Source organism: Paracoccus solventivorans, from assembly GCF_900142875.1.
Taxonomy (GTDB): domain Bacteria; phylum Pseudomonadota; class Alphaproteobacteria; order Rhodobacterales; family Rhodobacteraceae; genus Paracoccus; species Paracoccus solventivorans.
In genome coordinates this window covers 72,566-89,806 of record NZ_FRCK01000007.1, presented here as the reverse complement: position 1 = coordinate 89,806, position 17,241 = coordinate 72,566, and the positions used below count along the sequence as shown (strand labels likewise).

At 70.2% G+C, this 17,241-nt stretch carries 18 protein-coding genes; 8 read left to right on the top strand and 10 right to left on the bottom strand.

Annotation, left to right across the window (positions count from 1 at the left end; genetic code table 11):
• Positions 1 to 134: 134 nt before the first annotated feature.
• Complete coding sequence (locus BUB57_RS11390) at positions 135 to 1,193, bottom strand: aldo/keto reductase (protein ID WP_073067079.1); 1,059 nt, start codon at positions 1,191 to 1,193, stop codon at positions 135 to 137.
• Between the two features lie 63 nt (positions 1,194 to 1,256).
• Positions 1,257 to 2,048, bottom strand: coding sequence for a quinoprotein dehydrogenase-associated SoxYZ-like carrier (locus tag BUB57_RS11385; protein WP_143159710.1), 792 nt, complete (start codon positions 2,046 to 2,048; stop codon positions 1,257 to 1,259).
• Between the two features lie 126 nt (positions 2,049 to 2,174).
• Between BUB57_RS11385 and BUB57_RS11380 the strand changes: the two genes are divergently transcribed.
• From BUB57_RS11380 to BUB57_RS11365, 4 genes are read left to right on the top strand one after another with little or no spacing between them, the layout of a single operon-like run.
• Positions 2,175 to 3,227 (top strand): quinoprotein relay system zinc metallohydrolase 2, encoded by a 1,053-nt coding sequence (locus tag BUB57_RS11380; protein WP_073067077.1) that lies wholly within the window; start codon positions 2,175 to 2,177, stop codon positions 3,225 to 3,227.
• 2 nt (positions 3,228 to 3,229) lie between these two features.
• A complete protein-coding gene (locus BUB57_RS11375; RefSeq protein ID WP_234952055.1) occupies positions 3,230 to 3,574 on the top strand; it encodes a DUF779 domain-containing protein in 345 nt (114 codons plus the stop codon).
• A gap of 28 nt (positions 3,575 to 3,602) precedes the next feature.
• Positions 3,603 to 4,523, top strand: a complete 921-nt coding sequence (argC, locus tag BUB57_RS11370) for an N-acetyl-gamma-glutamyl-phosphate reductase (RefSeq protein WP_327082964.1) — start codon at positions 3,603 to 3,605, stop codon at positions 4,521 to 4,523.
• 36 nt (positions 4,524 to 4,559) lie between these two features.
• A complete protein-coding gene (locus BUB57_RS11365; protein ID WP_073067075.1) occupies positions 4,560 to 5,144 on the top strand; it encodes a DUF1003 domain-containing protein in 585 nt (194 codons plus the stop codon).
• Between the two features lie 112 nt (positions 5,145 to 5,256).
• On the opposite strand, the gene BUB57_RS11360 is transcribed toward BUB57_RS11365, so the two are convergent.
• From BUB57_RS11360 to BUB57_RS11345, 4 genes are all read right to left on the bottom strand, one after another.
• On the bottom strand, positions 5,257 to 5,415 hold the full coding sequence (locus BUB57_RS11360; RefSeq protein WP_073067073.1) for a Trm112 family protein: 159 nt from the start codon (positions 5,413 to 5,415) through the stop codon (positions 5,257 to 5,259).
• Positions 5,416 to 5,465: 50 nt separating this feature from the next.
• Positions 5,466 to 6,110 carry an LON peptidase substrate-binding domain-containing protein gene (locus BUB57_RS11355; protein ID WP_073067071.1) on the bottom strand — a complete coding sequence of 215 codons (645 nt, stop codon included), beginning with the start codon at positions 6,108 to 6,110 and terminating at the stop codon, positions 5,466 to 5,468.
• 13 nt (positions 6,111 to 6,123) lie between these two features.
• On the bottom strand, positions 6,124 to 7,035 hold the full coding sequence (locus BUB57_RS11350; protein ID WP_073067069.1) for a thioredoxin family protein: 912 nt from the start codon (positions 7,033 to 7,035) through the stop codon (positions 6,124 to 6,126).
• 94 nt (positions 7,036 to 7,129) lie between these two features.
• Positions 7,130 to 7,921, bottom strand: coding sequence for an exodeoxyribonuclease III (locus BUB57_RS11345; protein ID WP_073067066.1), 792 nt, complete (start codon positions 7,919 to 7,921; stop codon positions 7,130 to 7,132).
• A 40-nt stretch (positions 7,922 to 7,961) separates the two neighbouring features.
• Between BUB57_RS11345 and BUB57_RS11340 the strand changes: the two genes are divergently transcribed.
• Positions 7,962 to 8,936 (top strand): glutathione S-transferase family protein, encoded by a 975-nt coding sequence (locus BUB57_RS11340; RefSeq protein ID WP_073067065.1) that lies wholly within the window; start codon positions 7,962 to 7,964, stop codon positions 8,934 to 8,936.
• A gap of 283 nt (positions 8,937 to 9,219) precedes the next feature.
• Here the strand turns inward: BUB57_RS11340 and BUB57_RS11335 are convergent, their stop codons facing one another.
• On the bottom strand, positions 9,220 to 9,906 hold the full coding sequence (locus tag BUB57_RS11335) for a response regulator transcription factor (RefSeq protein ID WP_073067279.1): 687 nt from the start codon (positions 9,904 to 9,906) through the stop codon (positions 9,220 to 9,222).
• Between the two features lie 140 nt (positions 9,907 to 10,046).
• Between BUB57_RS11335 and ribA the strand changes: the two genes are divergently transcribed.
• The 3 genes from ribA (at position 10,047) to BUB57_RS11320 (ending at position 12,467) form a co-directional block, all read left to right on the top strand.
• Positions 10,047 to 11,117 (top strand): GTP cyclohydrolase II, encoded by a 1,071-nt coding sequence (gene ribA / locus BUB57_RS11330; RefSeq protein WP_073067062.1) that lies wholly within the window; start codon positions 10,047 to 10,049, stop codon positions 11,115 to 11,117.
• A 158-nt stretch (positions 11,118 to 11,275) separates the two neighbouring features.
• Positions 11,276 to 11,806 (top strand): L,D-transpeptidase family protein, encoded by a 531-nt coding sequence (locus tag BUB57_RS11325; RefSeq protein ID WP_073067060.1) that lies wholly within the window; start codon positions 11,276 to 11,278, stop codon positions 11,804 to 11,806.
• 43 nt (positions 11,807 to 11,849) lie between these two features.
• Complete coding sequence (locus BUB57_RS11320; protein WP_073067058.1) at positions 11,850 to 12,467, top strand: rhomboid family intramembrane serine protease; 618 nt, start codon at positions 11,850 to 11,852, stop codon at positions 12,465 to 12,467.
• Between the two features lie 43 nt (positions 12,468 to 12,510).
• On the opposite strand, the gene BUB57_RS11315 is transcribed toward BUB57_RS11320, so the two are convergent.
• Genes BUB57_RS11315 through BUB57_RS11305 form a run of 3 tightly spaced genes read right to left on the bottom strand, consistent with a single transcriptional unit; the run spans position 12,511 to position 17,101 of the window.
• On the bottom strand, positions 12,511 to 13,239 hold the full coding sequence (locus BUB57_RS11315) for a DUF2268 domain-containing putative Zn-dependent protease (RefSeq protein WP_073067056.1): 729 nt from the start codon (positions 13,237 to 13,239) through the stop codon (positions 12,511 to 12,513).
• A 27-nt stretch (positions 13,240 to 13,266) separates the two neighbouring features.
• Positions 13,267 to 15,912 carry a DNA translocase FtsK gene (locus BUB57_RS11310; RefSeq protein WP_073067054.1) on the bottom strand — a complete coding sequence of 882 codons (2,646 nt, stop codon included), beginning with the start codon at positions 15,910 to 15,912 and terminating at the stop codon, positions 13,267 to 13,269.
• Positions 15,913 to 15,919: 7 nt separating this feature from the next.
• Entirely contained in the window at positions 15,920 to 17,101 is a 1,182-nt protein-coding gene (locus BUB57_RS11305; protein WP_073067052.1) for an aminotransferase class I/II-fold pyridoxal phosphate-dependent enzyme, read from the bottom strand.
• Positions 17,102 to 17,241 lie beyond the last annotated feature (140 nt).

The window sequence follows — 17,241 nt, the reverse complement described above, 5'->3', positions numbered from 1 at the left end:
GGGCTTTCCTCGCTGAAACAGTCCACTGGACCATCCGGCGGGAAAACAGCCTTGGGGGCTGTTTTCTGATCCGCCTTCTATTCCGGGCGCTCGAAAGCCCGGAGATATTTGCGGCAAGATGAAACCCGCGCCCGCTAGTAGGGCAGCGGGTGCGCGCGGTGGAAGCTGTCGATGGCGGCCAGCGCCTCGTCATCCAGCCGCAAGTCGAGGCCGGAAAGCAGGTGGTCGAGCTGCGCGATCCGGGTCGCGCCGATGATCGGCACTGCCGGGAACGGCCGTTGCCGGACAAAGGCGATGGCGGCGTGGATCGGGTCGAGCCCCAGCCCGCGCGCCATCTCGCCCCATGCGTCGGCGGCGGCGATGCCGCGCGCCGTGCGCCGCCCGCCCAGCATCCCGTCGCCGCCGCGGCTGCGGTCGCCGCCGGCGCGGCTGTCCGCGGGCACCGCGCCGCCCGCGTATTTGCCGGTCAGCAGCCCTGCCGCCAGCGGCGAATAGGCCAGCAGGGTAATGTCCTCTTTCTGGCCCAGCTCGGCCATGTCGGTGTCGTAAAGCCGGCAGAGCGGCCCGTATTCGTTCTGCACCGACACCACCCGCGGCCCGCCGGTGCGTTCGGCCGTCGCCAGCCAGGACATCGTGCCCCAGGCCGATTCGTTCGACAGCCCGAAGGCGCGCACCTTGCCCGCGGCCACGATGTCGCGCAGCGCGGTCAGGATGCCGTCCATGTGGTCCTGCACCTCGGCCTTGCCGGTCTTGCGCGGGTCGTAGGTCCAGTTCTGGCGAAAGGCGTAGCTGCCGCGGGCGGGCCAGTGCAGCTGGTAAAGCTCGACCCGATCGGTGCGCAGCCGGCGCAGCGAATCGTCCACCGCCTGCGCGATGGTGTCCTGGGTAAAGCCGCGGCCGTCGCGGGTGTGGCCGCCGTTGGGGCCGCTGGCCTTGGTGGCGATCTGCAGTTCCTCGCGCCGGCCGCGGCTGGCCAGCCAGGCGCCGATGATCTCCTCGGTCCGGCCATTGGTCTCGGCCACGGCGGGGTTGACCGGATACATCTCGGCCGTGTCCCAGAAGGTGATCCCGGCGGCCAGCGCGCGGTCCATCTGGGCGAACGCCTCGGGTTCCGGGGTGTCGCGGCCAAAGGTCATCGTGCCAAGGCAGACGGCGCTGATGGTCAGCGCGCCGAGCTTGCGGGGGTCGAGCATGGTTCATCCTGTCTGTTGCGGCTGCAACCTGTCAGCCGCGACGCAAGGACGCAACCATGTGGCCTAGCCGCCGGCGCCGGGGAATGTCGCCTGAAAGACCCGGCCCTCGGTATCCTCGGCCCGTGCGGTCAATTCGGCTCCGTTGGGGCGGTAGCCCAGCCGGAACACCGGGTTTTCGGAAATGGAGATCCCGCCCTCCATCGTCATCAGGGTCTCGCCGCCCTGTTCCAGCACCACGGTCTGCACGAACTCGGCCGGGATGTTCAGCAGCGTCACCTGATCGCGCTGCAACCCCGAGAAATTGGGGTGCCGGATCATCAGCGTGCCCATGGCGCGCCCGTCGGCGGGTTCGCTGCGGAACCGCATCTCTCCGATCCCGGCATAGGGGTCAGGCCCCCCGCCCGCCGGGGCCGCGCATCCGCCCGAGGCCTTGACGAAGCGTCCGGCCATGATCTGGCGCCCGTCCTCAAGCGTGGCGATGGCGCGGATGTCGGAATAGGCGTCGACGCGGACGCGCAGCTCGAAATCCAGCGGCGCGGTGGCGGGGCCAAAGCTGAACTCGCCGGCCACGGGGGCGGGGTTCTGGTCCACCACCAGCGCCAGTTTCACGATGCGCGGCGCGTCCGGCGGCTGGGTGATGCGCACCGGGACCAGCGCCGGGTTGTCGGCGCGGGGCGGGGCTTCCAGCGTCAGGATCGTCGGGTCGAGCGGCGGCTCCGCCTCGGTCCCGATCACGGCGGAACGCATATCCTCCCACGCGGGCGAGGGTTGCAGGGGGTTGTCGGCCAGCGCTGGGCCGGCGGCCAGCGCCAGCAGGGCAAGGGTATTGCGCAGGATGGACAGAGGGGCGGGCATGGCGAACCTTTGGCGGCTGCTCTGCCGATGGTGACCCCCGCCGCCCGCCCGCGCGACCCCGACGAAAGTCGTAAGCGGCGGATAACGGGGGCGGCAGGGGCGCGGGCTCGCATAGACTGCGCCCTCATGTATGCGCTGATCCTGACCGCCTGCCTCGCCGCCGCGCCCGAAAGCTGCGCGCCGCGGCTGCTGCCCGCCGGGGGGGCGCCGGATGCCGCCGCGTGTGAGGCCGGGGCCGAGGCGCTTTCCGCCCGCTGGCTGGCGGCGCATCCCGCGCTGACCGGGCAGGGCTGGCGCTGCGCCCCCCTGTCTCAGGCGCCGGCGCTGGAACTGGCCGAGGTCGCCCCCGGCGTCCATGTTCACCGCGGCGCCGATGCCGGCATCGCCCCCGAAAACCGCGGCTGGATCGCCAATCTGGGCGTGGTCGTCGGGCAGGAGCGGGTGGCGGTGATCGACCCCGGCGGCTCTCGCGAACAGGGCGAGGCGCTGTTCGCCGCCATCGCCCGCCTGACTGATTTGCCAATCGGCCCGGTGATCCTGACCCACCCGCATCCCGACCACATCGCCGGGGCCGAGGTTTTTGCCGAAGCCGGGGCCGAGATCATCGCCGACGCCCGCCTGCCCGAGGCGCTGGCCGCGCGCAGCGAAACCTGGGCCGAATCGATCCCGGCGCAGATCGGGGCGGGACCTTGGGCGGGGACGGTGCTGGTCCAGCCCGACCGCACCATTTCCGCGCCCGAGACGCTGGACCTTGGCGGGCGCAGCCTGACCCTGACCCCGGCGCCGCGCGCCCATAGCGACGCCGACCTGACCGTGCGCGACGATGCCACGGGGGCGCTGTTCACCGGCGATCTGGTGTTTCGCGGGCTGACCCCGGTGGTGGACGGCTCGTTGAAGGGCTGGCTGGGCTGGCTGGACGCCCCGCCGGATGGCGCGCCGGTGATCCCCGGCCACGGGCCGGTGGCGGCGTCGTTTGCCGAGGCCGCGGCGGCGCAGTCGCAGTATCTGGCGGGGCTGCGCGATGCGGTGCGGGCGGCGCTGGACGCGGGGTTGGGGCTGTCGGACGCGGTGCCGGCGGTGCTGGCGGCGATGCAGCCGCTGGCCGATCATTGGCAGGACTTCACCGCCACCACCGCCCGCAACGCCGCCACCGCTTACGCCGAAATGGAATGGGACTGAGCATGGAAAAGCCTCGCATGAACCGCATCACCGCCACCCAAGCCGCGCAAGACCTGCTGGCCGAGATCGAGGCCGCGCACGGGCCGGTCCTGTTCCACCTCTCGGGCGGCTGCTGCGACGGCAGCGCGCCGATGGTCTATCCGGCTGGCGAATTCCGCATCGGCAGCCACGACGTGCAGCTGGGCCAGATCGGCGATGCGCCCTTCTGGACCGGTGGCGCGCAGGCCGCCGCATGGGCCGACACCGACCTGATCGTGGATGCGGTGCCGGGGCGGGGGGCGGCTTTCAGCCTCGACAATGTGCTGGACCGGCATTTCGTGCTGCGCCCGCCCACTTGCACCTGCTGACCCGACAGGCCACATCGCAGGCCAGTGGATGAAAGGGGACGACATGGCGCACAAGGTGTTCATCGACGGCGAGGCCGGCACCACGGGGCTGCAGATCCGCGACCGCCTGGCGCCGCGCCGCGATATCGAGCTGGTGCAGCTCGACCCCGCCCGGCGCAAGGACCCGCTGGCGCGCCACGATGCGCTGGCCGAGGCCGACATCGCCATCCTCTGCCTGCCCGACGCCGCCGCGCGCGAGGCGGTCGAGCTGGCCGCGGGCCTGCCGGTGCGCTTCATCGACGCCTCGACCGCGCATCGGGTGGCGCCGGGCTGGGTGTTCGGCTTCCCCGAACTGGCCCCCGGTGCGCGCGAGGCCATCGCAAGCGCGGCCCTTGTGTCCAACCCCGGCTGCTATTCGACCGGCGCCATCGCGCTGGCGGCGCCGCTGGTCGCGGCCGGGCTGGTTGCACCGGACGAGATCGCCTCGATCAACGCGGTGTCGGGCTATAGCGGCGGCGGGAAAGAGCTGATCGCGGAAATGGAGGCCCCCGGCGCGCCTGCGTATTTCACCTATGCGCTGGCGCAGGGCCACAAGCACCTGCCGGAAATCATGCGCCATGCCGGGCTGACAAGGCGGCCGGTGTTCGCGCCCTCGGTCGGGCAGTTCGCGCAGGGGATGACGGTGCAGATCCCGCTGCATCTGAACGGCCGCCGCATCGACGACCTGCACGATGCGCTGGCCGCCCATTATCAGGGCGCGCGCTTCGTGCGGGTGGTCGAGCCCGCCCCCCGCGTCGTCCCCACCGCGCTGAACGACACGAATGAGCTGCACCTGTCGGTCCACGGCAGCGATGAAAACGGTTGTGCGGTGCTGGTCGCGGTGCTGGACAACCTGGGCAAGGGCGCCTCGGGTGCGGCGGTGCAGAACCTCAACCTGATGATCGGCGCCGACGAGGCCGCGGGGCTTTAGCATGGCAGCGGCGCCCGCCAGCGGAAGGATCCGGCGATGACCCGTTCGGTCGAGGATCTGGCGCGGCGCTGGCTGAAGCGGCACCTCTCGGCGCTTGGGGCCACGGAACAGCGGGTGCTGGAAAGCACGGTCGAGCGCAGCCCGATCGCGCGCGACACCAGTCACGAGTATCGGGCGAACCGCACGTTTGGCGAGCGGCTGGCGGATGCGGTGGCGGCGTTCGGCGGCTCGTGGCCGTTCATCATCTGGTTCGGCGTGCTGATGGTGCTGTGGACCGTGGGCAACGCCTGGCTGCTGGGGCGGCAGGCCTTCGACCCCTATCCGTTCATCTTCCTCAACCTGGTGCTGTCGATGCTGGCGGCGATCCAGGCCCCGATCATCATGATGAGCCAGAACCGCCAGGCCCGGCGCGACCGCATCGACGCCGCCCATGACTATGAGGTCAACCTCAAGGCGGAAATCGAGATCATGGCGCTGCATGAAAAGCTGGACGAGATGCGCCATCTGGAACTGATCGGGATGCGCGACGACCTCGCCCGGCTGGCGGTGCGGATCGAGGAGCTGGCGCAGCGCCTGCCCCCGCCGGACGACGAGGGACCAGCCGGGCCGCGCGACAGCTGAGAGGCAAGGCGGCCCCGCCCCGCCCGCGGCTTCTTCCTTGCGCAAATATCCCCCGGGGGGAGGGGATCGCCGCAGGCGATGGGGGCAGGCAGCCCCCTGCCGCGGTCCCGCCTCAGTCCGCCTTGATCTGCCGGGCTTCGCCCACCAGCATGATCGGGATGCCGTCGCGGATCGGGAACGCCAGCCCGGCGGCGCGCGACACCAGTTCCTGCTTTGCCGCGTCGTAATGCAGGGTGGCGTGGGTCACCGGGCAGACCAGCGCCTCGAGCATGTGGCGGTTGAAGCCGGGGGTGGCCGGGGTGCCGGCAGTGGGGTCTTGGGTCAATGCAGCGTCTCCTCGTCGTCGTCTCCGCCGCCGTGCAGCGCGTATTCCAGCAGCCCGTCCAGCATCGCGCGCCGTGCGGCCAGGTCGGGGGCTTCCAGCAGCGCCTGTTTTTCCTCGACCCCCAGCGGCAGCAGCATCGACAGGCTGTTGACCAGCAATTCGTCGTCGGCCTCTTCGGCGGCGTTCCAGTCGGTGGACAGGCCGCGTTCCTCCATATAGCGGCCCAGCCGCGCGATGAAGGCAGGGCGGTCGAAGCCCGGATCGGCGGGGACCGAGGACAGCCGGTCGCCGCGCCAGTCCGACCAGTCGACCCGGCCGCGCAGATAGGGGGTGAAGCCCTCGATCGCCTCGACCAGCCGGAACCGCGATACCGCCCGCAGCGACACCATGAAGCGGCCGTCGTCGGTTTCGGAAAACATGGTCAGCCGCCCGGCGGTGCCCACCGCGGCCAGCCCGTCACCCACCGGCTGGATCATCCCGATCAGCCGGTGCCCGGATTTCAGCACATCCTCGACCAGCTGCAGGTAGCGCGGTTCAAAGATATGCAGCGGCAGCCGGGTGCGCGGCAGCAGCACCGCGCCGGGCAGCGGGAACAGCGGGATGGTGTCGGGCAGGGGCCCTGCGCCCAATACGGCGCTCATGTCGCGCGGCCTTTCACGCGAAGATCAGCGACGACAGCCGCCGCCGCCCCTTCTGCACCAGCGGGTCGGTGGGCTTCATCGCGTCGAAGATGGTGAACAGCTGCGCCTTGGCGGCGCCGTCGTTCCAGTCGCGGTCGCGGCGGAAACATTCCAGCAGCTGCTCGATCGCCTCTTCCACCCGCCCGGCGGCGTGCAGCGCGCCGGCGTAATCAAAGCGGGCCTGTTGGTCGGCGGGATCGGCGTTCACCCGCGCTTCAAGCTCGGCCAGGGGGCCGGCGTTGGCCGCCTGATGCGCCAGCGCCAGCTGCGCGCGCGCGGCCTCGACCGGGGCAGAGCTTGCAGCGGCGGCAGGCACCTGCGCCAGCGCGGACTCGGCGCCCTCGGTGTCGCCCATGGCCAGGCGGGCGCGGATCAGCCCGCCCCAGGCTTCGGCGTTTTCGGGTTCCTCGCCCAGGATGGCGGCAAAGGTCTCGGCCGCGTCCTCGGCCGCGCCTTCGGCCAGCATCGCCTCGGCCGCTTCCAGCGCGGCGCCCAGGCCCCCGTCGTCGCCCCCCATCGCCACCAGCTTTTCGACGAACTGCTTGATCTGGCTGGGCGGGATCGCGCCCTGGAAGGCATCGACCGGCTGGCCCTGGAAGAACGCGAACACCGTCGGGATCGACTGCACCCGCAGCTGCCCGGCGATCATCTGGTTCTGGTCCACGTTGACCTTGGCCATGCGCACGCGGCCCTTGTGGCGGGCGACCTCGGCCTCCAGCTGCGGGCCCAGCGTCTTGCAGGGGCCGCACCACGGCGCCCAGAAATCGACGATCACCGGCACCTGCATCGAGGCGTCGATCACCTCGGCCATGAAGTCCGCCTCGGACACGTCCTTGATGAAATCGGCGGTGTTCGGCGGCGTCTCGCCCGAGCCTTGCAGCAGCATCTCGTCCTGATCCCCGGAATGTTACTTTCGCTTGCGCCGCAATATGGGCGCTGTGCGGGCGGACGGGAAGGGGCAGCGGGAAAAGGCCGCGGCGCTAGGGCGCCAGATCGAAGCTTGCGAACACCGGCACGTGGTCCGAGGGCTGGTCCCAGCCCCGCACCGGGCGCAGCACCCGGCTGCCGTGGCCCGCCGCCGCGATGTCGCGGCTGGCCCAGACATGATCCAGCCGCCGCCCGCGGTCCGAGGCGTTCCAGTCGCGGTTGCGATAGCTCCACCAGGAATAGAGCTGCCCTTCCGGGATGTCCTGCCGGGTGATGTCCACCCAGTTGCCGGCCTCTTGCGTCTCGGCCAGCTGGGCGACCTCGACCGGGGTGTGGCTGACCACCTTCAGCAGCGCCTTGTGCGACCAGACGTCATCCTCGCGCGGGGCGATGTTCAGGTCGCCGACCAGGATCGAGCGTTCCGGCCGGTCGGCGTGGAAGGCATCGCGCATGTCGGTCAGGAAATCGAGCTTTTGCCCGAATTTCTCGTTCACCTCTCGATCGGGGATATCGCCGCCGGCGGGCACATAGACGTTGTGGATGGTGACGCCGTTTTCCAGCCGCGCTGCGACGTGGCGGGCGTGGCCAAGCGCCGCATAGTCGCGGTCGCCCGCGTCGGTGATCGGCAGCCGCGACAGGATCGCGACGCCGTTGTAGCCGCGCTGGCCGCGCGCGACCATCCAGCGATAGCCGAGGTCGTGGAACACCTGGGCCGGGATGCTTTCGACCGGCGACTTGCATTCCTGCAGGCACAGGATGTCGGGCGCCTCTTCCCCCAGCAGGCGGGCGACGAGACCGGCCCGCAGACGGACCGAGTTGATGTTCCAGGTGGCAATGGTGAACATGGGGGTCCATGTAACCTGCCACGTGACGAAGGGAAAGCCGATGAACCAGCTTGTGGATGGAGCCTGGGTGAAAGGCAGCGTCGGCGCCGCCAAGGGCGAGGGCGCCTATCGCCGCCAGAACGCGGGCTTCCGCAACTGGATCACCCCGGACGGCAGCCCCGGCCCGTCGGGGCAGGGCGGGTTTGCGGCGGAAAGCGGGCGCTATCACCTTTATGTCTCCTACGCCTGCCCCTGGGCGCACCGCACGCTGATCTTCCGCCAACTCAAGGGGTTGTCGGACCACATCGGGGTGTCAGTGGTGCATCCGGTGATGGGCGACGAGGGCTGGACGTTTGAAACCGACTTCGACGGCGCCACCGGCGACCCGCTGTTCGGTGCCGCCTGGCTGCGCGAGATCTATCTGCGCGCCGACCCCCATATGACCGGCAAGGTCACCGTGCCGCTGCTATGGGACAAGGCCCGCGGCATCATCGTGTCGAACGAATCGAGCGAGATCATCCGCATGTTCGACAGCGCATTCGACGCGCTGACCGGCAGTGGCGTGCATTTCTGGCCCGAGGAGCTGCGCGACCGCATCGAGGCGGTGAACGACCGCGTCTATCCGAACTTCAACAACGGGGTCTACAAGGCCGGCTTCGCCTCGACCCAGGCGGCTTACGACGAGGCCATCGGTCCGGTCTTCGACACCATGGAATGGGCGGACGGGCTACTGTCGCAAAGCCGCTACCTGACCGGCGACCGGCTGACCGAGGCCGACTGGCGCCTGTTCACCAGCGCCGTGCGCTTCGACACGGTGTATCACACCCATTTCAAGTGCAACCGGCAGTGGCTGCGCGATTACCCGAACCTGTGGGCCTGGACGCGCGAGTTGTACCAGATGCCGGGCGTCGCGCCCACGGTGCGCCAGGACCACATCACCCACCACTACTACCGCAGCCACCCCGAGCTGAACCCGCACGGGCTGATCCCGATCAACCCGGTCATCGACTGGGACGAACCGCACGGGCGGGGCTGAATCGCGCCGCCCCGGCGATTCTGCCCCATTCTTCCTTGTGGAAATATCCCGCAGGCTTGTGAGCGCCCGGAAAACAGTCCGGTGGGCTGTTTTCAGCGAACAAGGTCGCGGCAGCGGCCCGGGGGCGCGAAGCCCCCCGGCGACTCCCGCGCAAACCAAAAACCCCGGCACCGAAATGCCGGGGTTCCCGATACCGCAGAGAGAGAGGGGGTGTGGCCGTATCCCCGGACCACTGGGCTTCGGCAGGCGTAACGCCGCAGCCGCGCGGTGGTTCCCGGCGAAATCACGCCACCAGCCGATACCCGCCCGATTCCGTCACCAGCAGCCGCGCGTTCGAAGGTTCGGGCTCGATCTTCTGGCGCAGGCGATAGATGTGGGTCTCCAGCGTGTGGGTGGTCACCCCGGCGTTGTAGCCCCAGACCTCGTGCAGCAGCACGTCGCGCGGCACTACCGCATCCTGCGCCCGATACAGGAACTTGAGGATGTTGGTTTCCTTTTCGGTCAGCCGGATCTTGCGGTCCTTCTGGTCGATCAGCATCTTCATCGCGGGCTTGAACGTATAGGGACCAAGCTGGAAGATCGCGTCCTCGGACTGTTCATGGGTGCGCAGCTGCGCCCGCAGCCGGGCCAGCAGCACCGGGAACTTGAACGGCTTGGTGATGTAGTCGTTCGCCCCGGAATCGAGGCCAAGGATGGTATCCGCGTCGGTGTCGTGCCCGGTCAGCATGACGATGGGGCATTTCACTCCCTGCTTGCGCAGCCGCTTGCACAGCTCGCGCCCGTCGGTGTCGGGCAGGCCCACGTCCAGCAACACCAGGTCGAAGATCGCGCCTTTGGTCTTTTCGACGGCCTCGGCGCCGGTGCCGGCCTCGAACACGTCGAAATCCTCGGTCGCGACCAGCTGCTCGGCCAGGGCCTCGCGCAGGTCGTCCTCGTCGTCCACAAGCAGGATCTTTTTCAGTCCGGCCATCAGAGCCTCCATTCCCGGGGGTTCACATTGCGGTCAAGATGGCGCGCAGGCCGGTAAGGTCCAGCGACTTGCAATCTTTCTCACAAGCTGTTGTCGGGGGCGGGGCTTATGTTACGGATTGTTTCAGGAATAGCGCCGCCATGACCCTGCTGCCCACCCTGCCCGAAACCATCAGCCGCGCGCGGACCGATCTGCGAATCGGCCTGCCGGTGGTGATCGATGGAAACCTGGCCGCCGCGGTCGAGACGCTTTCGCCCGACCGGCTGGCGGCGTTGCGCGCTTTCGGCCGCCCGGTGCTGGTGCTGACCGCGCGCCGGGCCAGCACGCTGAAGGTGCCGGCCTATGACGGCGATCTGGCGCGGATCGAGCTGCCCGAGGGCGCGGATGTGGCCTGGCTGCGGGCGGTGGCCGACCCCTCGGACGATCTGCGGGTGCCGCTGAAGGGGCCGCTGACCGCGCGCCGCGGCGGGATGGACGTCGTGCCCCACCGGGCCGCCATCGCGCTGGCGAAATCCGCGCAGCTGCTGCCCGCAGTGCTGCTGGTCGAGGGTCCCCTGGGCGAGATCCCGCAGGGCCTGACCCGCCTGCCCGCCGCGCCGGTGATCGCGCAGCTGGCCGCGGAAACCGCGCTGTCCCCGGTCGCCGCAGCCCACCTGCCCATCGCCGCGGCCGAGCGCACGCGGCTGCATATCCTGCGCCCGGCGGCAGGCGGCGCAGAGCATTACGCCATCGAGATCGGCGACCCGCCCCGCGACCGGCCGGTGCTGGCGCGGCTGCATTCCGCCTGTTTCACCGGCGACGTGCTGGGCAGCCTGAAATGCGACTGCGGCCCGCAGCTGCATGCGGCCCTGAACGCGATGGGGGCCGAGGGCGGAGGCGTGCTGCTGTACCTCAACCAGGAAGGGCGCGGCATCGGGCTGGCCAACAAGATGCGCGCCTATGACCTGCAATCGCAGGGGTTCGACACCGTCGAGGCCAACCACCGGCTGGGGTTCGAGGATGACGAGCGCGACTTCCGCCTGGGCGCGGCGATGCTGCGCCGGCTGGGTTTCAGTGCGGTGCGGCTGATGACCAACAACCCCCGCAAGGTCGAGATGATGCAGTCCCACGGCATCGACGTGACCGAGCGCGTCCCCCTGATCGTCGGCCGCAACCGGTGGAACGACGCCTATCTGGCGGTCAAGCGCGACAAGTCGGGTCACATGCTGTGAGCCTTGGATCGGCTTCGTCGCCGAAGCGGGGGCCAGCCCCCTTGCCACTGCCGTGGCCTTCCTCGCTGAAAACAGTCCACCGGACTGTTTTCCGGGCGCTCGGAAGCCCGGGATATTTGGATGATGAAGAAGCCCGAAGGAGCGTCGGGCCCGGCGACATGGTGCTGACCCCGATGGGGCTGCGGTTTCGGGGGCGGCTGCTGCCCTGCGCGGTTGGGCGGGGCGGGGTCGTGGCCGACAAGCGCGAGGGCGACGGGGCGACGCCGGCCGGGGTGCACCGGGTGGTGGGGCTGCTCTATCGTCCCGACCGGCTGCCGCGGCCCGCGCCTTGGGCGCGGCCGATCCTGCCCGGCGATCTGTGGTGCGACGAATCTGGCCATCCGCTTTACAACCAGCCGGCCCGCGCGCCGCTGGCCGCCAGCCACGAGGCGCTGCGGCGCGCCGATCCGCTGTATGACCTGGTGCTGCTGACCGACTGGAACTGGCCCCGGGCCGAGCCGGGGCGGGGCTCGGCGATCTTCCTGCACCAGTGGCGGCGCCCGCGCCATCCCACCGCCGGCTGCATCGGCTTTTCCCGCGCCGACCTGCTGTGGCTGGCGGCCCGCGCCGTGCCGGGCACGCGGCTGCTGGTGCCGGACGAACTGGCGGGCCGTCTGGGCCGCCGCGCGGCGGTGGCGCAGCGGCAATAGGAATAGGTCTTTCCGCCGCCGCTGCCGCCCCTATGCTGGCGCCATGACCGACCCTGTCCGTTACCGCCCGCCCGTGCCGCCCGTGTTCCTGGCGGTGATCGCGCTGTGTGTCGCCATCCAGTTGCTGTCCGATGCCGCCCCGGCGCTGCGGGAATGGCTGCTGCTGCACGGCGCCCTGTGGCCGCAGCTGTTCGAGGGCGTGCGGCCGATGTTTCCCGGCCAGCAGGTGACCATGTTCCTGACCTACGGCTTCCTGCATGGCGGGCTGCTGCATCTGGGGATGAACATGCTGGCGCTGTATGTGCTGGCGCGGTCGCTGGCCGTGGCGATGCCCGGGGGCGCGATGGTCGCGCTTTACGCGCTGTCGCAGCTGGTCGCAGGGGCGGTGCAGCTGTGGCTGTCGGACAGCCAGCTGCCGGTGGTGGGCGCCTCGGGGGCGATCTTCGGGCTGGCGGGGGCGGAAATCGCCATTGCCGGGCGGATCCTGCTGGCGCGGGGCGGCAGCCTGCGCCCGCTGGCCGGGCCGGTCGCGCAGTTCATCCTGCTGAACGTGGCGCTGACGCTGGCCGTGCCGAACATCGCCTGGCAGGCGCATCTGGGCGGCGCGCTGGCCGGGGTGGCGATGGGCGCGCTCTACCAGCCGCGGCGCCGGTGGCGCTGACCCGGCGCCCGCCCTTCTTCATCACGGAAATATCCCGGGGGAGTCACGAAGTGACGGGGGCAGCGCCCCCTTCTTGCTCCGGCGCCTCGGCCTGCGGCGTTTCCGGCTCGGCCTCCGCGTCACCCTCAACCTCAGGCTCCGCATCGGCGCCGCTCAACCGGCGCATGGCGGGGCGCAGCGCCTCGGCGGGGGTGGCGGCCAGCGACAGCACATCGGCCCCTTCGCTGCGGGCCAGATGCTCGGCCACCAGCCGGTGCGCCAGCCCGTAGCCCGCCCATTTGCGGATATTGCCGCGGCCCTCGAACCACAGCGCGCGGTCGTAATCGAGCCAGGCCCATTCCGTCATCGCCCGCTTGGCCACGCCCGCAGTCAGCGGCGTCGCGTCCCAGGGGTCGGGGCGTCCGCCCAGCACCGCCTGCACGAAATGCCCGGCCAGCCCCTCGCTGACCAGCGCCTCGCCCAGCGAGCGGCCATAGCCCGGACGGTCGCCGCGGATGACCAGAAACAGCGCCCGCACCATGCGCCGCACCACCAGCGCCGAATCGAAACGCGAGGGCGACAGCGCCAGCTCGATCACCCCCGGGGCGGGCGAATGCGCCAGCACGCCCCAGTCGGGGATGCCGTCTTCCGCCCGCACCACCACGTCGAAATCGGGCAGCTCGGCGTGGCTGGCGACCAGCGCCACCGCCTCGGCCACGGCGGCGCGGATTTCCGGCATGACGCCGGTCAGCGCGTGGCGCGCGTTCAGGAAATGGACCTGCCAATAGGGCATCGCGACCTCGATCTTGCAGCCCCGGGGTTACACCTCGGGGATCAGCACCTCGCGCTTGCCGACATGGTTGGCGGGGCTGACCACGCCCTGATCCTCCATCTGCTCGACCAGCCGCGCGGCCTTGTTATAGCCGACCGCCAGCTTGCGCTGAATATAGGATGTCGAGCATTTGCGGTCCTTGGCCACGATCGCCACCGCCATGTCGTAAAGCTGGTCGTCGGAATTGTCGCTGCCGCCCAGCCCCAGCACCGCGTCGATGTCGGATGCCACGTCGTCGTCCGGCCCCTCGACCACGTTCGACATGTATTGCGGCGGGCCGAAGCTCTTCAGGTGGTTGACGACCTCCTCGACCTCTTCGTCGCTGACGAAGGGCCCGTGGACGCGGGTGATGCGGGCGCCGCCGGCCATGTACAGCATGTCGCCCATGCCCAGCAGCTGTTCCGCCCCCTGCTCGCCCAGGATGGTGCGGCTGTCGATTTTCGAGGTGACCTGGAAGCTGATCCGGGTCGGGAAGTTGGCCTTGATCGTGCCGGTGATCACGTCGACCGAGGGGCGCTGCGTCGCCATCACGATATGGATGCCGCTGGCCCGCGCCATCTGCGCCAGCCGCTGGATGCAGGCCTCGATCTCTTTCCCGGCGACCATCATCAGGTCGGCCATCTCGTCCACGATCACGACGATATAGGGGAAGGATTCGGGCTGGAACTCTTCGGTTTCAAAGATCGGCTCGCCGGTGTCCTCGTCAAAGCCGGTCTGCATGGTGCGGCGGAACAGCTCGCCCTTGTCCAGCGCCTCGCGCACGCGGCCGTTGTAGCCCTCGATGTTGCGCACGCCCATCTTGGACATCTTGCGATAGCGGTCCTCCATTTCCGAGACCACCCATTTCAGGGCCACCACGGCCTTTTTCGGGTCGGTGACGACGGGGGACAGCAGATGCGGGATGCCGTCATAGACCGACAGTTCCAGCATCTTGGGGTCGATCATGATCAGCCGGCATTCCTCGGGGGTCAGCTTGTAGAGCAGCGACAGGATCATGGTGTTGATCGCCACCGATTTCCCGGACCCGGTGGTCCCGGCGATCAGCAGATGCGGCATCTTGGCGAGGTTCGCCACCACCGGCTCGCCCCCGATGTCCTTGCCAAGCGCCAGCGGCAGCGGCATCGAGCTGTCGCCGAAGGCGCGCGAGGACAGGATTTCCCGCAGCACCACCTTTTCGCGGCGCTGGTTGGGCAGCTCGATCCCGATCACGGTGCGGCCGGGCACGGTGGACACCCGGGCCGACAGCGCCGACATGCTGCGCGCAATATCGTCGGACAGGCCGATGACGCGGCTGGCCTTGAGCCCCGGCGCGGGCTCCAGCTCATACAGGGTGACCACCGGGCCGGGGTGGACGGCAGTGATCTGGCCCTTGACCCCGTAATCGTCCAGCACCGATTCCAGCAGCCTTGCGTTTTCGGCCAGCGCCTCGGGCGACAGCGCGTGGCGTTCCACCGTTCCGGGCGAGGCCAGCAGCGCCAGCGGCGGCCGTTCATAGCCGCTGGCGGCGGCGTCAAAGGCCAGGCTCGGCTGCGCCTCGGCCACCGCCTGGCGCGAGGGCGCGGGCTTGCGCGCGGGCGGGATCACCACGCGGCTGGTGTCGGTGGGCGGCGCGGGCGGCACGCTTTGCGCGCGCCCGGTCAGCCGTGCGGTGACCGCCGACAGGACCGAGCGGGTCTCGGTGTCGTCCTCGGCGTCCGCCTCGGGTTCGGTGCGGTGGCGGATGGCGTCGGTGATGCGGGCGCTGACCGCATCCGCGTCGGGGGCGCGAGCGTCGTCGTCGTAATGGCGGTCGGGCTCGACCAGTTCCGAGGGGAAGGGCTCGGCCGCATCCGGCGCCGCGGCGGCGGTGCGGCGCAGGCGCGAGAACAGCCCGCCGGGCAGCTCTGCCTCTTCTGCCGCGGGGGCGGCGGCGGTGCGGTCGCGGCGGGCGTCGGCATGGCGGCGCAGCTCGCCCGCGGCGGCCGAGGATGCGGTGGCCAGCGCCCAGCCCGTGCGGCGCAGCACCGCCATCAGCAGCTGCCGCGCAGTGGCCAGCCCGGCCGAGAGGAACCGCCCGATCACGGTCACCTCGCGCCGGTCGAAGCCCAGCACGAAGCCCCCCAGCGCCACCGCCGCCGCTGCCGTGAGCAGCGCGAGGATCTTCAGCCCCACCGCCGGGCTGAACGGCATCAGCCCCAGCATGGCGCCCATCAGCATGTCGCCCAGATGCCCGCCCAGCCCGTAGCTTTGCGTCCAGTCCTGCGGCGGCACCATCGAGGTGGCGTGCGCGGATACCAGCACCATCGCGATGGGGGTGAACACCCCGCGCATCAGCCGTTCCTCGCCCCGGTGCAGCATCAGCCGCAGCCCCCAGACCACGGCGGCGACCGCCAGCCCCCAGCTACCCAGCCCCAGGATCATGTTCAGCGCCGAGGCGATATAGGCGCCGACCCGGCCCAGATAGTTCTGCGCCGGCTGGTCGGTGGCGGTGCCGATGCCGGGGTCGTCGGGGGTGTAGGACAGCAGCATCATCGCGACCAGCACGCCGGCCACGATCAGCCCGGCGCCGATCAGTTCCTTGACGCGGCGTTCCAGCGCTGCCTGGGTGGTCTGGTCGAACAGCGGATCGCGTTGCTTGGCCTGCCAGCTCGCCATGGGTCGGCTACCCCTCTTGATACAGCGTGTCGCGGATGCGGGTCAGCGCATCCTCGGTTTCCGCGGCCGGGCCGACCAGCGCCACCCGCACATAGCCCCGGCCCGGATTGCCCGCGCCGGTGTCGCGCGACAGATAGGCGCCGGGCAGCACCTGCACGCCGGCGCGGGTCCACAGATGGCGGGCCGCAGCCTCGCCATCCTCGACCGGCAGCCACAGGAAGAACCCGCCCTGCGGCGGCACATAGCCCGGGACATTGCCCAGCACCCGGTCGGCGATAGCGTATTTTTCCTGGTAGAGCGCGCGGTTGGCGGCGACGTGATCCTCGTCCGCCCAGGCGGCCTCGGTCACGCGCTGGTGGGGCAGGGGGACCGGCGCGCCGGCATAGCTGCGCAGGGTGCGCATCCGGGCGATATGCGCGCGCGCGCCCGCCGCAAAGCCCGAGCGCAGCCCGGGCAGGTTCGAGCGCTTGGACAGCGAATTGAACATCACCACCCGGTGCCCGAGTCCCAGCGCGCGCGCCACGACCAGCGTGCCCGGCGGGGGTTCGTCGCGCCAGATTTCCGAATAGCATTCGTCGGCGAAGATCAGGAAATCATGCCGCTCGGCCAGCAGCACCAGCTGTTCCAGGTAATCATGCCCGGCGATGGCGCCCTGCGGGTTCGCGGGCGAGCACAGATAGCAGATCGCGGCGGAATCCAGCGTCTCGGCCGGCAATCCCGCGAAATCCGGCAGATGCCCGGTCTCGGCGGTGGCGTTGACGAACACAGGTTCAGCCCCCACCGCGGCGGCGGCGACGGCGTAGACCTGATAGAACGGGTTCGGCACCAGGATCCGCGGCGCCGCGCCGTTCTTGCGTTCGGGGCAGAGCGCGAGGGCGGCGTTGAACAGCCCCTCGCGGGTGCCGTTCAGCAGGGTGATTTCCTCGGGGGCGGCGATCAGCCCGTGGCGGCGTTCCAGCCAGCCCGAGATCGCCGCCAGCGCCTGCGGCGTGCCCTCGTTCGGCGGGTATTTGCCCAGCTCGCCCATGGCCTCGGTGATGATCGGGGCGACGAAACCGGGGACGCCATGGCGCGGCTCTCCGATCGTCATCACGACGGGATCGGGGCCGGGAGTCAGATCGGACAACAGCTTCCGCAGCCGCGGAAACGCGTAATCCGGCAGGTTCGAGAACCGCTCGGGGGGTGTCATGGCGCCTCACATTCGGGGTCGTGCCGCCCCGTTTGCGCCCACAGTATCGGCAAAGCGCGGATGCGTCCAGATAAAGGCGAATCGGGGGCGGGGGCGCCCCGATCGGCATCGCCGCGCCTGGTGGCGCGGTTGCGGTGGGT

What these genes read in the sequence shown, in the direction of transcription:
- BUB57_RS11365 (WP_073067075.1), top strand. Translation starts at nt 4,560, where the DNA reads ATGACCCGTTCGGTCGAGGATCTGGCGCGGCGCTGGCTGAAGCGGCAC.
- BUB57_RS11340 (WP_073067065.1), top strand. Translation starts at nt 7,962, where the DNA reads ATGAACCAGCTTGTGGATGGAGCCTGGGTGAAAGGCAGCGTCGGCGCC.
- BUB57_RS11310 (WP_073067054.1), bottom strand. Translation starts at nt 15,912, where the DNA reads ATGGCGAGCTGGCAGGCCAAGCAACGCGATCCGCTGTTCGACCAGACC.
- BUB57_RS11315 (WP_073067056.1), bottom strand. Translation starts at nt 13,239, where the DNA reads ATGCCCTATTGGCAGGTCCATTTCCTGAACGCGCGCCACGCGCTGACC.
- BUB57_RS11325 (WP_073067060.1), top strand. Translation starts at nt 11,276, where the DNA reads ATGGTGCTGACCCCGATGGGGCTGCGGTTTCGGGGGCGGCTGCTGCCC.
- BUB57_RS11385 (WP_143159710.1), bottom strand. Translation starts at nt 2,048, where the DNA reads ATGCCCGCCCCTCTGTCCATCCTGCGCAATACCCTTGCCCTGCTGGCG.
- BUB57_RS11350 (WP_073067069.1), bottom strand. Translation starts at nt 7,035, where the DNA reads ATGCTGCTGCAAGGCTCGGGCGAGACGCCGCCGAACACCGCCGATTTC.
- argC (WP_327082964.1), top strand. Translation starts at nt 3,603, where the DNA reads ATGAAAGGGGACGACATGGCGCACAAGGTGTTCATCGACGGCGAGGCC.
- BUB57_RS11390 (WP_073067079.1), bottom strand. Translation starts at nt 1,193, where the DNA reads ATGCTCGACCCCCGCAAGCTCGGCGCGCTGACCATCAGCGCCGTCTGC.
- BUB57_RS11335 (WP_073067279.1), bottom strand. Translation starts at nt 9,906, where the DNA reads ATGGCCGGACTGAAAAAGATCCTGCTTGTGGACGACGAGGACGACCTG.
- BUB57_RS11345 (WP_073067066.1), bottom strand. Translation starts at nt 7,921, where the DNA reads ATGTTCACCATTGCCACCTGGAACATCAACTCGGTCCGTCTGCGGGCC.
- BUB57_RS11305 (WP_073067052.1), bottom strand. Translation starts at nt 17,101, where the DNA reads ATGACACCCCCCGAGCGGTTCTCGAACCTGCCGGATTACGCGTTTCCG.
- BUB57_RS11380 (WP_073067077.1), top strand. Translation starts at nt 2,175, where the DNA reads ATGTATGCGCTGATCCTGACCGCCTGCCTCGCCGCCGCGCCCGAAAGC.
- BUB57_RS11355 (WP_073067071.1), bottom strand. Translation starts at nt 6,110, where the DNA reads ATGAGCGCCGTATTGGGCGCAGGGCCCCTGCCCGACACCATCCCGCTG.
- BUB57_RS11375 (WP_234952055.1), top strand. Translation starts at nt 3,230, where the DNA reads ATGGAAAAGCCTCGCATGAACCGCATCACCGCCACCCAAGCCGCGCAA.
- ribA (WP_073067062.1), top strand. Translation starts at nt 10,047, where the DNA reads ATGACCCTGCTGCCCACCCTGCCCGAAACCATCAGCCGCGCGCGGACC.
- BUB57_RS11320 (WP_073067058.1), top strand. Translation starts at nt 11,850, where the DNA reads ATGACCGACCCTGTCCGTTACCGCCCGCCCGTGCCGCCCGTGTTCCTG.
- BUB57_RS11360 (WP_073067073.1), bottom strand. Translation starts at nt 5,415, where the DNA reads ATGCTCGAGGCGCTGGTCTGCCCGGTGACCCACGCCACCCTGCATTAC.